The following is a 12388-nucleotide window of genomic DNA, read 5'->3' as shown; positions in this document are numbered from 1 at the left end:
CCATGAACATGCGCGCCGCCCCACCCACCGGCCCGTCGACCGATATTCGCGACCTGCTGCTCGATGCCGCCGGGCTCTCGCTCGACAAGCTGCCGATGCTGCACGTCATCTTCGACCGGATGGCGACGCTGTGCGCGGAAAGCCTGCGCCAGCTGGCCTCCTCGCAGGCCTATTATTCGCTGAGCCAGGTGGAGAGCGGGCGTATCGGCGACGTGCTCGACAGCTATGAGGGCATGGCGATCGTCGGCGTGTTCCATTCCCCGGAATGGGACAGCCACGTCATCGTCGGCTTCGACCGCGACTTCGTGTTCAGCATGGTCGAGGTGCTGTTCGGCGCCGATGGCTCGGAGCCGCCCGTGGAGGAGGAGCGCTCCTTCTCCAATATCGAGCTACGCATCGCCATCGCCCTGTTCGAGCAGGTGACGAAGGCGCTGCAGGGCAGCTTCGCGCTGGTGAGCCAGGTCAGCTTCAAGTTCCAGCGCCAGGAAACCCGCATGGATTTCGCGGTGGTCGGCCGGCGCAACAACCTCGCCATCTGCGCCAAGTTCCTGCTGCAGGCGCTCAATCGCGGCGGCGAGATGTTCGTGCTCATCCCGCAGGGGGCGCTGACCCCGATGCGCCAGCAGCTCGCCAGCACCACGGCGGGCGAATCCTCCCCGCGCGACCCGGTCTGGACCAAGCACATTCGCGGCGAGGTGCAGCGCACCGAGGTGCGGCTGCGCGCCGTGCTGGAGGAGCGGGAGATCACGCTCGGCGAGGCCGCCCAGCTGGAGGTCGGGCAGATCCTGCCGCTGCAGGCGACGCCGCGCAGCCGCGTCAAGCTGGAGAGCGTCGAGCAGCCGCTGTTCTGGTGCAGCCTCGGGCAAGCTGAAGGGTCTTATGTGCTGCGTATCGAAGAGGCGGTCGACCTCGATCAGGAGTTCATAGATGACATTCTCCCCCGCTGAGGCGGTGCTGTTCGTGGCGCTGGTGGTGACCAGCGGCTGCGTCGTCCTGATGTATCGCAAGCTCAACGAGCTCTCGACCGTCGGGCGTCACTACCGGCTGGCGCTGCATGACAGCGCCGCCGCACTCGACCAGGCGCGCGAGGCCGTCGCCCTGCTGAACAATGACAGCCGCGAGCTGATCGCCGAGCTCTGCGTCCGGATCGGCGAGGCCGAGACGCTGGTCGCCCGGCTCGACCGCGCCCGCGCCGATGCCGCGCCGGCCACCCCCACCCACCCGACCCAGGAGCTGCACGGATGAGCCACGAAACCTTCGCCCCGGAAGCGCTCGCCCCCAGCGGCGCGGTTGAGGAGAGCTTCGGCGGTCGCGGCCTGGAATCGCTGCTGCGCGTGCCGGTCACGCTGCAGGTGGTGCTGGGCTCGGCGAATCTGCCGGTGGCCCAGCTGATGAAGCTCGGCCGCGGCGCCATCGTGCCGCTCGACCGCCGCGTCGGCGAGCCGGTCGACATCGTCGTCAATGGCCGGATCATCGCGCGCGGCGAGGTGGTGGTGGTCGACGAGGACAATTCCCGCTTCGGCGTGTCGCTGACCGAGATCGTCGGCACGTCCGGCGCCGACCTGTCGCGCTGACGCGGTTGAGGGCGCATGTCCGCCGTTACCGCCAGGGTTGCCCGCCCGCTGCAGGGTTCCGATCGCGTCGCTGCTCTGCTCATGGCCATGGGCCGGCCGGTGGCGTCGCGGCTGATGAAGCATTTCAAGCCGGATGAGATCAAGGCGATCACCCGCGCCATAGCGGAAATGCGCCCCGCCTCGACCGCGCAGGTCGAGTTGGCCATCGAGGAGTTCGCCACCCAGTTCGTGGCCGGGGCCAATGTGGTGGGCTCGCCCGGCGATGTGGAGCGCATGCTGGACGGGGTCCTGCCCCCCGACCAGATCGCCGCCCTCATGACCGATATTCTCGGCTCGACCAATCACAGCATCTGGGATCGTATTTCCGGCGTCTCCGAAGGCACGATCGCCGCCTATGTGATCAAGGAACATCCGCAGATCGCGGCGCTGATCCTGTCCAAGGTCAAGCCGTCCTGCGCCGCCAAGGTGCTGGGCCATCTGCCCGAGGCGATGCGCAACGCCGTGATGCGCCGCATGCTCGGCTTCAAGCCGATCGTCGACGAGACGATGCGGATCATCGAGAACACCATCCACGAGGACTTCATGGTGAACCTCGCCCGCAATGCGGGCGCCGACACCCATGCGCGCATCGCCGACATCATCAACAAGATGGAACGCGACGACATGGAGAACGTGCTCTCCAGCCTGGCCAGCACCCGGCCGAAATCGGCGGAAATCCTCAAGGGCCTGCTGTTCACCTTCGACGACATCATCTCCCTGCCGCCCCGCGCCCGCACGGCGCTGTTCGACCAGGTGCCGAACGACCGCACGGTGATGGCGCTGAAGGGTACCGACGCGCAGTTCCGCGAAGTCATCCTGCAATCGCTCGGCTCGCGCGTGCGGCGCATGGTCGAGCAGGAACTGACGAGCAGCGAGCCTGCCTCGCACCGCGACGTGCACGAGGCCCGCCGCGCCATCACCGACATGGCGCTGGAAATGGCCGGGCGCGGCGAGATCGAGCTCAATGCCGGGGGCGAGGACGAAGCCTATGTGCGCTAGCTCCGGCCGCCATGGGGTTCGCCATGTCCGAGGATAACGACAAGGAGAGCAAAACCGAGGAAGCCAGCGAGAAGAAGATTTCCGACGCCGTCGAGAAGGGAAAGGTGCCGTTCTCGCGTGAGGCGCCGCTCTTCGCCTCGCTGCTCGGCATTCTCGTCAGCCTCTCCTTCTTCGCCGGCCCGCAGGTCAAGCTCCTCACCGAGGGGCTGGCGCGGCTGATCGACGATCCCGGCGGCTTCCGCATCGCCGGCAGCGAGGATGCGCTGAACCTGTTCTGGCTCGCCTTCGGCCTTGCCGCGCGCTTTCTGCTGCCGATCGCCCTCGTTCTCGCCGCGTTCGGGCTGGTGGCCTCGCTGGCGCAGAACATGCCGCGGCTGGTGGGCGAGCGCATCCGCCCGCAATGGTCGCGCGTCTCCCCCGCGGCCGGCTGGACCCGCATCTTCGGCCGGCACGGCCAGGTCGAATTTCTGAAATCGCTGTTCAAGTTCGGCGCGGTCACGGTGATCTGCGTCATGCTGCTGCTGTCGGCCAAGGACAGCATCATGGGCGCCATGTCGAGCGACCCGGCGCTGGTGCCTTCCATGATCCTCGGCCTCGCGGTGCGGCTGGTGTCCGCCGTCTGCGTGGCGACCATCGCGCTGGTGTGCATCGACCTCGTCTGGTCGCGCATGAGCTGGCGCGCCGAGCTGCGCATGACCAAGCAGGAGGTGAAGGAGGAGTTCAAGCAGGCCGAAGGCGATCCCATCGTCAAGGCGCGGATGCGCTCGCTGGCCAAGGAGCGCGCCCGCCACCGGATGATGAACGCGGTGCCGCGCGCCTCGCTCGTCATCGCCAACCCCACCCACTACGCCATCGCCCTGCACTATGACCGGGTGAAGGGCGGCGCCCCGCTGGTGCTGGCCAAGGGTGTCGACCTGATCGCCCTGAAGATTCGCTCCATCGCCGAGAGTTCCGGCGTGCCTGTCGTGGAAGACCGCGCGCTGGCGCGGGCGCTCTATGACGCGGTGGAGGTCGACCAGTGGATTCCGGCGGAATTCTACCGCCCGGTGGCCAAGATTCTCTTCTTCATCTACTCGCGAGGCCAAAATGCCCGGAAATGAAGGGCCCTGCTGCCTCGACATCTCCAGCCTGCCGGAACTGGCGCTGCTCACCTATGAGAAACGGCTGGCCGAGGCGCTGCGCGGTTTCCTCACCGAGCTGTGCCTGACCAATGCCGGGGTGGTGATGGCCTATATCAACAGCGGGCAGGACAGCAATATCGACGACCTCATCGCCTCCTCGGCCGAGCTTTTCCTCAAGCCCGGCCAGATTTTCTATGCCCGCCAGGCGATCATCGAGAGCGACTGGGGCGCGCCCCCGCATGTGTCCATCGCCCTGCGCTTCCGCCAGCCTTCCATGACGGCCGCCTTCCATGTGGTGTTCGACCACAGCTCGATCGGCGTGCATATCGACGCCATCGAATTCGCCAGGCCGCTGGGCACGGAAAGCGAGAACCTCGACCGCTTCGAGGCGGCGCTCGCCGCCGCCCGCATCGCCGGGCACTGAACGCTCCAGCCTCGTGCAAGGTTCTGCTCCTAAGGTCCGCCCATCGGAATGCGGAGACCCCCGTGGACAAGATCTTCCTGTTCGATCTCGCCTCCCGCCACGCCGACTGGGCGTCGGTGCGGCAGGCGACGATCGCCGCGAACATCGCCAATGCCAACACGCCGGCCTATCGGGCGGCGGATGTCGAACCTTTCGCCAAGGTGCTCGACCAAACCCATCTCACCCCGATGCGGACATCGGCGGGTCATATGGCCCTTGGTGCGTCGGAGGCGGAGAGCGCCAAGGTGAAGGATGCCGACAGCTGGGAAGTCTCCGAGTCCGGCAACACGGTGAGCCTTGACCAGCAGATGGTGAAGGCCGCCGAAACGAGCGGGGCCTTTACCTTGAACACGAGCGTCGTGCGCGCCTTTCACCGCATGGTGCTTTCCAGTGTGAGGAACGCCTGATGATCGATCAGCTGAAATCCATCTCCTCCATCGCCAGTTCGGGCATGCAGGCCCAATCCACCCGCATGCGGGTGGTGTCGGAAAACATCGCCAATGCCCGCTCGACCGGCGCCACCCCCGGCGCCGAGCCGTATCGACGCAAGACGGTGCATCTGGCCGGCCCGGAAGGGCCGGGCGCCGGCCCCGGTGTCAATGTTCGCGCCATCGGGCTCGACCAGACGACGCCTTTCACGGTCGAGAACGACCCGGGCAACCCGGCGGCCGACGCCGACGGCAATGTCAAGCTGCCGAATGTGAACGTGCTGGTCGAGATGGCTGACCTGCGCGAGGCCGGCCGCTCCTATTCCGCCAATCTCCAGATGATGAAGCAGGCACGCTCGATGATCTCCATGACCATCGACCTGTTGAGGGCTGGCTGATGATGGACGCGCTCAATTCGCTCTCCGCTCTGCGCGGACCCGGTGCCACCGCCTCGACCGGGGCCTCCGCTGCCGCTTCGGCGGCGCGCCCGGCGGCGGGCGTCGGCTTCGCCGACATGCTGGCCGACATTTCCGGCCAGGCGGTCACCTCGCTGAAGGGGGCGGAAGCCGCCTCCATCACCGGCCTGCAGGGCAAGGCCTCCGTGCAGCACGTGGTGCAGTCCATCATGGCGGCGGAGACCACGCTGCAGACGGCGCTGGCGGTGCGCGACAAGGTCGTCGCCGCCTATCAGGAAATCTCGCGCATGGCGATCTAGCGCGCCTTTGCCGGGCTCCGGCCCGGCGAAGGGGTTCCAGCCTCTTGTTTTGACGCATTTTCTTCGCGCGAGCGGGCCTCCCCGTCGCTTGAAAATGCCCCAGGGAATTCGACATGAAAGCACTGGCCATCGCCGCCACCGGCATGAGCGCGCAACAGACCAATGTCGAGGTGATCGCGAACAATATCGCGAACATCAACACGACCGGCTTCAAGCGCGCCCGGGCCGAATTCTCCGACCTGCTCTACCAGGCCGAGCGCGCCCAGGGCGTGCCCAATGTCGATGGCGGCCTGCCGGTTCCCGATGGCGCGCTGGTCGGCCTCGGCGTGCGGACGGTGGGGGTGCGCAACCTGCATATCCAGGGCCCGCTCGCCCAGACCGGCAATCCGCTCGACATGGCGATCAACGGGCGCGGCTGGTTCCAGATCACCGGCCCGACCGGCGAGACGCTCTATACGCGGGCCGGCTCGTTCAGCAAGGGGCCCAATGGCGAGCTCGTCACCAATGACGGCTACATCGTGCAGCCGGCGATCACCTTCCCCGCCGACACCACCGAGATCGTCATCAACGAGACCGGCAATATCTACGCCAAGACCCCGGGGCAGGCCGATCCGCAATTGCTCGGCCAGCTCGGCCTCGCCAATTTCGCCAATGATGGCGGGCTGGAGCCGATCGGCAACAATCTCTACCGCGAGACCGCCGCCTCGGGCCAGCCGGTGACCGGCGTGGCGGGCGATGCCGGCTTCGGCAAGATCCACCAGGGCTATCTCGAGGGTTCCAATGTGGATCCGGTCAAGGAGATCACCGAACTCATCTCGGCGCAGCGCGCCTATGAGATGAACTCCAAGGTGATCCAGGCGGCCGACGAGATGGCGGCGACGGTTGCCAAGGGCATCCGCTAGAAAGGACATCTTCCATGCTTCGGCTGCTGCCGGGGGCCGCGCTCGCCCTCGCCCTTTCGTGCGCGCCGCTGCTGGCGCAGGCGCCTGCCGCCGCGCGTCAGCGGCCGATCGCCGACACCGTGTCGAGCGTCGCCGCCCCTGCCGCGCCGGCGCCGGTTCCGGCCGCGCCGCCGCCGGTGGTCGTCGCCGCGCCGGCGCAGATCAACCTGCCGGTTGCCGCGGCCAATATCGCGCCGGGCGAGACGATCACCGCCAGCATGCTGGACGAGCGCGCCTTCCCGGCCGCGACAGCCAGCCAGCACCCGGTGGCGGTCAATCAGGGCCAGCTGATCGGCAAGGTGGCGCGCCGCCTGCTGGTGGCCGGCAACACCATCCCGGTCGCCGCCGTCGCCGAGGCGCAGCTCGTCACAAGGGGCGTCGCCACCGAGCTGCGCTTCGAGCATGAGGGGCTCAGCATACGCGCGCTCGGCGTGCCGCTGGAATCCGGGGTGCTCGGCGCCATGGTGAAGCTGAAGAACGCCGATAGCGGCAAGATCGTCGCCGGCGTGGTGCAGGCCGACGGCTCGGTGAAGGTGAGCACGCCATGACGGGTCGGATGACGCGGCGCGGCCGTCTCGGGCGCGGGATCGTGAAGCGTGGCTTCGGCGTGATCCTGATGCTGCTGGCGCTCGCCCCGAGCGGTGAGGCGGCGAACCGCATCAAGGATATTTCCAGCGTGCAGGGCGTGCGCGACAACCAGCTCATCGGCTATGGCCTCGTCATCGGCCTGCAGGGCACGGGCGACACGCTGCGCAACTCGCCCTTCACCGAGCAGGCCATGCAGTCCATGCTCGACCGGCTGGGTGTCAGCACGCGCGGCGTGCCGCTGCGCTCGCGCAATGTCGCGGCGGTGGCGGTCACGGCCAATCTGCCGTCCTTCGCCGGGGTCGGCGGGCGCATCGATGTCAACGTCGCCTCGATGGGCGATGCGACCTCGCTCAAGGGCGGCACGCTGCTCATCACCCCGCTCAACAGCGCCGATGGCCAGACCTACGCGGTCGCGCAGGGCCAGCTCGCCGTCACCGGCTACACCGCCGCCGGCGAGGCCGAGAGCGTGACCCAGGGCGTGCCGACCGCCGCGCGCATTCCCAATGGCGCGCTGGTAGAGAAGCCGGCGCCGGGGGAACTGGCGGAACTGCCCTATTTCGTGCTCGAACTCAGCAATCCCGATTTCGCCACCGCCGCCCGCATGGCCGACGCGATCAATGCGCGCTTCGGCGCTGTCGCAACCGACAATGGCAAGATCGGCGGCCCGGTTCGGCCGACCGCACTGGCGCGCGACCAGCGCTCGGTGGTGGTGCAGCGGCCTCCGCGCATCACCGCTGCCCGCTTCCTCGCCATGGTCGGCGATCTCGCGGTGGAAACCGACGCCCCGGCCCGGGTGGTGGTCGACCAGCGCTCCGGCACGGTGGTGATCGGGCGCAATGTGAAGATCTCCACCGTCGCGGTCACCCAGGGCAACCTGACCGTGCGTGTGACCGAGACGCCGCAGGTCTCCCAGCCCGCCCCGTTCTCCTATGGCGAGACGGTGGTGGTCCCCAACACCGAGGTGCAGGTGGAGCAGGATGGCGGCTACCTCTCGGTGGTGCGCGGCCCCGATCTCGACACCCTCGTGCAAGGTCTGAACCGTATGGGGATGAGGCCCACGGACATCATCTCCGTCCTTCAGGCGATCAAGACAGCCGGTGCTCTGCAGGCCGAGCTCGTCATCCAGTAATCGGCGCTCCGCAGGCGCCACCGGCCCGGGGGACTTCCCGCATGAGCATGATACTGGTCTTCTCGCATCTGGCGGCCCTCACGGTGGGCTGCCTGCTCGGCCTTCTCTCCGCCGCGCTCTGCTTTGCCGCGCGCGACAGCGAGCCCACGGGGGACGAGGGCGACGAAGAGCCGGCGCGTCTGCCGCCGCCCGTCCGCCATACGCCGGCGCCGCACCGCGACTGGAGCGAACGCGCAGTGAAGGCCTCGGTTATCGTGGCGCTCACTTTGGGCACGACGTTCCTCGGCGTGCTCAGCCTTCGGGCCGAGACGGCGCCTGCCGCCGACCCGGCCGCCACGCCCCCCATCGCCACGCGCCCCGCCCCCGCCGCGCCGAAGGGCGACAATGCCGACCAGTATTGCCAGGCGATGGTGGATGCGGTGCGGGACGCCCGCTTCGCCCGGCAGCAGGCGGCCCTCGCCGCGCTGGAGAAGGAGATCGAGGAGCGGATCGCCAAGCTGGAGGCCAAGCGCGCCGAATATGAGCAGTGGCTGACGCGGCGCGAGGATTTCCTCAACAAGGCGGATGGCGCGGTCATCGCGGTGATTTCGCAGATGCGGCCCGACGCGGCCGCCGCGCAGCTGACCATCATGGGCGACGATCCCGCCGCCGCCATCCTCGCCAAGCTCAATGCGCGCGTTGCCAGCGCGATCCTCAACGAGATGGAGCCGGCCCGCGCCGCCCGGCTCACCGGGGTGATGGTGGGCATCGCCAAGCGCACGGCACCGGGTGGAAAATCATCTTGACACGCTCCCGCATGAACTTCTCCCTGCCGCTCGTCCTGCCGCTCCTCGCCCTCGCGCTGGGCGGTTGCCAGAAAACCTATGACAGCCTCGCCTTCGGGCCGAGCCTGACGCCGGTCGGCTACGGCATCAACCAGCCGACCGACCCGATTCCGATGAGCTACCCGCCGCCGCCCAAGCGCAGCTTCGCCTCGACCTGGGACCAGGGCACGCAGAGCCTCTATCGCAGCATCCGCGCGAGCAAGGTCGGCGACGTGGTGACAGTCACCATCGCCATGAACGACAAGGCGCAGTTCGACAACCAGACGGACCGTTCGCGCAAATCGGCGCAGCAGGCCGGGCTCGATGTCGCCGTCGCGGCGGAGGGCTTCGGCTGGAGCGGCGCGGCTGGCACGGCCATGGGCGACCTCACCATGAATTCCGACACCGCCGCCAAGGGCAAGGGCTCCATCGATCGTTCCGAGAAGCTGCAGCTCCAGGTCGCCGCCGTCGTCACCGAGGTGATGCCCAATGGCAATCTGATGATCAGCGGCTCGCAGGAAATCCTCGTCAATTACGAGGTCCGCGTGCTCAACGTCGCCGGCATGGTCAACCCGCTCGATATTTCGGGCCGCAACCTCATCTCCTACGACAAGATCGCCGAGGCCCGCATCTCCTATGGCGGACGCGGCCGGCTCATGGATGTGCAGCAGCCCGCCTGGGGCCAGCGCATCTATGACGTCGTGGCCCCGTTCTGAGGCGCGCGACCATGGCCTCGAAAGCAGCGCCGGCCGACAAGGGCGGCAAAAGCGACGACAAGAAGGGCGGCGGGCTGATCCTGCCGCTCGCCATCCTCACTCTGCTCGCCGCCGGCACCGGCGGGGGGCTCGGCATCCAGCTCGCCTCCAGCGTCGAGAAGGTGGTGAGCGAGAAGGCGAAGGAAAAGCCGCCCGAGCCGGATTCGCCGCCGCTGACCTATTCCAGCCCCGACACGGTGATGGAGCCGCTGAAGCCGATCGTCGCCAATCTCGCCGCGCCCTCGAAGACGTTCATTCGGATCGAGGCGTCGATCATCTTCAAGACCGGCGCGCTGGCCGACCCGAAAATCGCCGCCGCGCAGATCCGGGACGACATCATGGGCTATCTGCGCACCCTCTCGCTCAGCCAGCTGGAAGGGCCGAGCGGCCTGCTGCACCTGCGCGAGGACCTCGACGAGCGCGCCCGGCTGCGCACCGAGGGCCATATCGACGAACTCATCATCGAGACGCTGGTGGTGCAATGAGCACGCGCTTCCGCCTTCCCGTCGCCGCCGGCCTTGCCGTCGCGGCCTCCCTGGTCGCCGGCCTGTTCGCGGCCCCGGCCTTCGCGCAGTCGGTGCCGGCGCTGAGCGAGCTGCTCCAGCAGTCCGGCGGCACGGCGGCGAGCGGGCGCATCGTGCAGATGATCGCCCTGCTCACCGTGCTCTCGGTGGCGCCGGGCCTGCTCATTACCGTCACCAGCTTCACCCGCTTCGTCATCGCGCTGTCCTTCCTGCGCTCGGGGCTCGGCCTGCAATCGACGCCGGCCAATATGGTGCTGATCTCGCTGTCGCTGTTCATGACCTTCTATGTCATGGGGCCGACCTTCGACCGCGCCTGGCAGCAGGGCATCCAGCCGCTGACCGAGAACAAGATCTCCGAGGAGGAGGCGCTGGCGCGCGTCGCCGCGCCGTTCCACGACTTCATGATGTCGCAGGTGCGCCCGAAGGACCTGCAGACCTTCGCCGACCTCGCCGCCGCCAACGGCCAGGCCCCGGCGGAGGAGGGGGAGAAGGTGGCGCTGCGCATTCTCATCCCGGCCTTCATGATTTCCGAGCTGCGGCGCGGCTTCGAGATCGGCTTCCTGATCGTGCTGCCGTTCCTGATCATCGACATGATCGTGGCAACGCTGGTCATGTCGATGGGCATGATGATGATGCCTCCTGTTGTCATCGCCCTGCCGTTCAAGATCCTCTTCTTTATTCTGATCGACGGCTGGAATCTTCTTGTCGGCGGGCTGGTGCGCTCTTTCTACTGACGTCATTACTTTGGGCATGAAAAAGGGCGGTGCGCGCGGGCGGGCCGCCCTTTTTCATGTCGTGGATCTCGTCCCGCACCGGCCGCAAAAGGTGCAAGCCTCGCGCAAGCCAGCGATGCGAGAGTGTGTGCATGGCAGATTGATTGCCGGTCCCGGTCGGGCCGGCACACGGATCGCACGCCCCAGGGCCCGATCATCAAAGGCATGATGCCGCCTCTGCCATGCCGGTGAAAGCCCGGTATGTCCCGTGAAAAAACTCACACCAACTCAAGGGACATTACGATGACCAGCCTGATGACCAACACGTCTTCCATGGTCGCCCTGCAGACCCTGCGGAGCATCAACTCGAACCTCGACCAGACCAATAACCGCGTCTCCACCGGCCTGCGTGTCAACTCGGCGTCGGACAATGCGGCTTACTGGTCAATCGCCACGACGACCCGCTCCGACAACGGTGCGCTCGGCGCGGTGAAGGACTCCCTCGGCCTCGCCAAGTCTTCCGTCGACACCGTCAATACCGGTCTCGATACGGTTCGCACGGCGCTGCAGAAGGTGAAAGAGAAGCTGATCACGGCCGCGTCCCCCGACGCCGACCGTGCCAAGCTGCAGACCGAAATTGGCAGCCTGCTCGGCGCTCTGAAGAACAATGCCGAGAGCACGGTCATTTCCGGCAGCAACTGGCTGTCGGTCGACTCGAGCGGTGCCAATTACAACGCCACGAAGGCGGTTGTCGCTTCGTTCTCCCGCACCGGCGATTCGGTGCAGGTCGATACGATCGACATCGACACCAGCAAGTTCAAGCTGTTGGACGCAAACGCCACGGTTCACACTGCGGTTGACGCGGCGGTGACCACCTCGTCGGCGACCTACGCCACCGCGAAGACCACGGCGGAAACGGCCTACACCACCGCCAGCACCACGGCGACAACTGCCTACGACACGGCGATCGGCACTGCCGATACCACGTTCGCCGGCAGCGCTATGGATGCCGCGGCCGTTGCAGCCCGTGACACCGCCTATGCCACGGCCACCAACACCCGCAACGCCGCCGTCGCAACGGCGGATACGGCGAAGACGACGGCTCTCGACGGCGCGGTTCTCGCGCTGAAGAACTCGCTGGGCGCCTCCGGTACCAACACCCTCGGTATCCTGGACAAGTCCCGCGTGGCCGCTACCGACAACGGCACGGCAACCGTCAGCTCGATCATGGACATCGACATCTCGTCCCTGACCTCGAGCCAGACCGACCTCGACAAGATCGCGAACTACACCTCGATCGTCGATGCCGCCCTGACCGACCTGACCGATGCGTCGACGAGCCTCGGCTCGACAGCTAGCCGCATCGAGTCGCAGACCAACTTCGTCCAGGCGTTGCAGGACGCCAACAACCGCGCGATCGGCGCGCTCGTCGATGCGAACATGGAAGAGGAGTCGACCAAGCTGAAGGCGCTGCAGACCCAGCAGCAGCTCGCCGTTCAGTCGCTTGGTATCGCCAATTCCAGCTCGCAGAGCGTGCTCAGCCTGTTCCGCGGCTGATACTTACGGGCTCTCTCCCGGTTTCCCCTACCCCGCCGC

Annotated in this window: 17 protein-coding genes; all 17 read left to right on the top strand. The window is 67.2% G+C overall.

Features of this window, described 5'->3' with window-relative positions:
* Window positions 1-2 precede the first annotated feature (2 nt).
* The 17 genes from A3M1_RS0105305 (at window position 3) to A3M1_RS0105225 (ending at window position 12349) form a co-directional block, all read left to right on the top strand.
* A complete protein-coding gene (locus A3M1_RS0105305; protein WP_018387920.1) occupies window positions 3-947 on the top strand; it encodes a flagellar motor switch protein FliM in 945 nt (314 codons plus the stop codon).
* Window positions 928-1245, top strand: a complete 318-nt coding sequence (locus A3M1_RS0105300; RefSeq protein WP_018387919.1) for a hypothetical protein — start codon at window positions 928-930, stop codon at window positions 1243-1245. Before A3M1_RS0105305 ends, A3M1_RS0105300 begins: the two co-directional genes overlap by 20 nt.
* A complete protein-coding gene (fliN, locus tag A3M1_RS0105295) occupies window positions 1242-1574 on the top strand; it encodes a flagellar motor switch protein FliN (RefSeq protein WP_018387918.1) in 333 nt (110 codons plus the stop codon). The genes A3M1_RS0105300 and fliN overlap by 4 nt, the downstream gene beginning before the upstream one ends.
* A gap of 15 nt (window positions 1575-1589) precedes the next feature.
* Window positions 1590-2612 (top strand): flagellar motor switch protein FliG, encoded by a 1023-nt coding sequence (locus tag A3M1_RS0105290; protein ID WP_018387917.1) that lies wholly within the window; start codon window positions 1590-1592, stop codon window positions 2610-2612.
* Between the two features lie 23 nt (window positions 2613-2635).
* Window positions 2636-3712, top strand: coding sequence for an EscU/YscU/HrcU family type III secretion system export apparatus switch protein (locus tag A3M1_RS0105285; protein ID WP_026221157.1), 1077 nt, complete (start codon window positions 2636-2638; stop codon window positions 3710-3712).
* Window positions 3699-4157, top strand: a complete 459-nt coding sequence (locus tag A3M1_RS0105280; protein ID WP_018387915.1) for a hypothetical protein — start codon at window positions 3699-3701, stop codon at window positions 4155-4157. The genes A3M1_RS0105285 and A3M1_RS0105280 overlap by 14 nt, the downstream gene beginning before the upstream one ends.
* A 62-nt stretch (window positions 4158-4219) precedes the next feature.
* The gene (gene flgB, locus A3M1_RS0105275; protein WP_018387914.1) at window positions 4220-4603 is read left to right on the top strand and encodes a flagellar basal body rod protein FlgB; all 384 of its coding nucleotides are present in this window, start codon (window positions 4220-4222) and stop codon (window positions 4601-4603) included.
* Window positions 4603-5022, top strand: a complete 420-nt coding sequence (flgC, locus tag A3M1_RS0105270; RefSeq protein WP_018387913.1) for a flagellar basal body rod protein FlgC — start codon at window positions 4603-4605, stop codon at window positions 5020-5022. Before flgB ends, flgC begins: the two co-directional genes overlap by 1 nt.
* Entirely contained in the window at window positions 5022-5339 is a 318-nt protein-coding gene (locus tag A3M1_RS0105265; RefSeq protein WP_018387912.1) for a flagellar hook-basal body complex protein FliE, read from the top strand. The genes flgC and A3M1_RS0105265 overlap by 1 nt, the downstream gene beginning before the upstream one ends.
* Before the next feature lie 113 nt (window positions 5340-5452).
* Window positions 5453-6241, top strand: a complete 789-nt coding sequence (flgG, locus tag A3M1_RS0105260; RefSeq protein ID WP_018387911.1) for a flagellar basal-body rod protein FlgG — start codon at window positions 5453-5455, stop codon at window positions 6239-6241.
* Between the two features lie 14 nt (window positions 6242-6255).
* Window positions 6256-6828, top strand: coding sequence for a flagellar basal body P-ring formation chaperone FlgA (flgA, locus tag A3M1_RS0105255; RefSeq protein WP_018387910.1), 573 nt, complete (start codon window positions 6256-6258; stop codon window positions 6826-6828).
* Window positions 6829-6836: 8 nt separating this feature from the next.
* The gene (locus A3M1_RS0105250) at window positions 6837-7997 is read left to right on the top strand and encodes a flagellar basal body P-ring protein FlgI (RefSeq protein WP_018387909.1); all 1161 of its coding nucleotides are present in this window, start codon (window positions 6837-6839) and stop codon (window positions 7995-7997) included.
* Between the two features lie 41 nt (window positions 7998-8038).
* Window positions 8039-8782 carry a MotE family protein gene (locus tag A3M1_RS0105245; protein WP_018387908.1) on the top strand — a complete coding sequence of 248 codons (744 nt, stop codon included), beginning with the start codon at window positions 8039-8041 and terminating at the stop codon, window positions 8780-8782.
* 11 nt (window positions 8783-8793) lie between these two features.
* On the top strand, window positions 8794-9516 hold the full coding sequence (gene flgH / locus A3M1_RS0105240) for a flagellar basal body L-ring protein FlgH (RefSeq protein WP_018387907.1): 723 nt from the start codon (window positions 8794-8796) through the stop codon (window positions 9514-9516).
* A gap of 11 nt (window positions 9517-9527) precedes the next feature.
* Entirely contained in the window at window positions 9528-10040 is a 513-nt protein-coding gene (locus tag A3M1_RS0105235) for a flagellar basal body-associated FliL family protein (RefSeq protein ID WP_018387906.1), read from the top strand.
* Window positions 10037-10813, top strand: a complete 777-nt coding sequence (gene fliP / locus A3M1_RS0105230) for a flagellar type III secretion system pore protein FliP (protein ID WP_018387905.1) — start codon at window positions 10037-10039, stop codon at window positions 10811-10813. The genes A3M1_RS0105235 and fliP overlap by 4 nt, the downstream gene beginning before the upstream one ends.
* Window positions 10814-11095: 282 nt before the next feature.
* Entirely contained in the window at window positions 11096-12349 is a 1254-nt protein-coding gene (locus tag A3M1_RS0105225; protein ID WP_018387904.1) for a flagellin, read from the top strand.
* The last annotated feature ends 39 nt before the right edge of the window (window positions 12350-12388 follow it).

The sequence above is a fragment of the Ancylobacter sp. FA202 genome, from assembly GCF_000380205.1.
Classification (GTDB): domain Bacteria; phylum Pseudomonadota; class Alphaproteobacteria; order Rhizobiales; family Xanthobacteraceae; genus Ancylobacter.
This window is presented reverse-complemented; position numbering and strand designations above follow the sequence as displayed.

Coding starts and splice junctions, on each gene's coding strand:
- A3M1_RS0105305 (WP_018387920.1), top strand. CDS start 3: ATGAACATGCGCGCCGCCCCACCCACCGGCCCGTCGACCGATATTCGC.
- A3M1_RS0105300 (WP_018387919.1), top strand. CDS start 928: ATGACATTCTCCCCCGCTGAGGCGGTGCTGTTCGTGGCGCTGGTGGTG.
- fliN (WP_018387918.1), top strand. CDS start 1,242: ATGAGCCACGAAACCTTCGCCCCGGAAGCGCTCGCCCCCAGCGGCGCG.
- A3M1_RS0105290 (WP_018387917.1), top strand. CDS start 1,590: ATGTCCGCCGTTACCGCCAGGGTTGCCCGCCCGCTGCAGGGTTCCGAT.
- A3M1_RS0105285 (WP_026221157.1), top strand. CDS start 2,636: ATGTCCGAGGATAACGACAAGGAGAGCAAAACCGAGGAAGCCAGCGAG.
- A3M1_RS0105280 (WP_018387915.1), top strand. CDS start 3,699: ATGCCCGGAAATGAAGGGCCCTGCTGCCTCGACATCTCCAGCCTGCCG.
- flgC (WP_018387913.1), top strand. CDS start 4,603: ATGATCGATCAGCTGAAATCCATCTCCTCCATCGCCAGTTCGGGCATG.
- A3M1_RS0105265 (WP_018387912.1), top strand. CDS start 5,022: ATGATGGACGCGCTCAATTCGCTCTCCGCTCTGCGCGGACCCGGTGCC.
- flgG (WP_018387911.1), top strand. CDS start 5,453: ATGAAAGCACTGGCCATCGCCGCCACCGGCATGAGCGCGCAACAGACC.
- flgA (WP_018387910.1), top strand. CDS start 6,256: ATGCTTCGGCTGCTGCCGGGGGCCGCGCTCGCCCTCGCCCTTTCGTGC.
- A3M1_RS0105250 (WP_018387909.1), top strand. CDS start 6,837: ATGACGCGGCGCGGCCGTCTCGGGCGCGGGATCGTGAAGCGTGGCTTC.
- A3M1_RS0105245 (WP_018387908.1), top strand. CDS start 8,039: ATGAGCATGATACTGGTCTTCTCGCATCTGGCGGCCCTCACGGTGGGC.
- flgH (WP_018387907.1), top strand. CDS start 8,794: ATGAACTTCTCCCTGCCGCTCGTCCTGCCGCTCCTCGCCCTCGCGCTG.
- A3M1_RS0105235 (WP_018387906.1), top strand. CDS start 9,528: ATGGCCTCGAAAGCAGCGCCGGCCGACAAGGGCGGCAAAAGCGACGAC.
- fliP (WP_018387905.1), top strand. CDS start 10,037: ATGAGCACGCGCTTCCGCCTTCCCGTCGCCGCCGGCCTTGCCGTCGCG.
- A3M1_RS0105225 (WP_018387904.1), top strand. CDS start 11,096: ATGACCAGCCTGATGACCAACACGTCTTCCATGGTCGCCCTGCAGACC.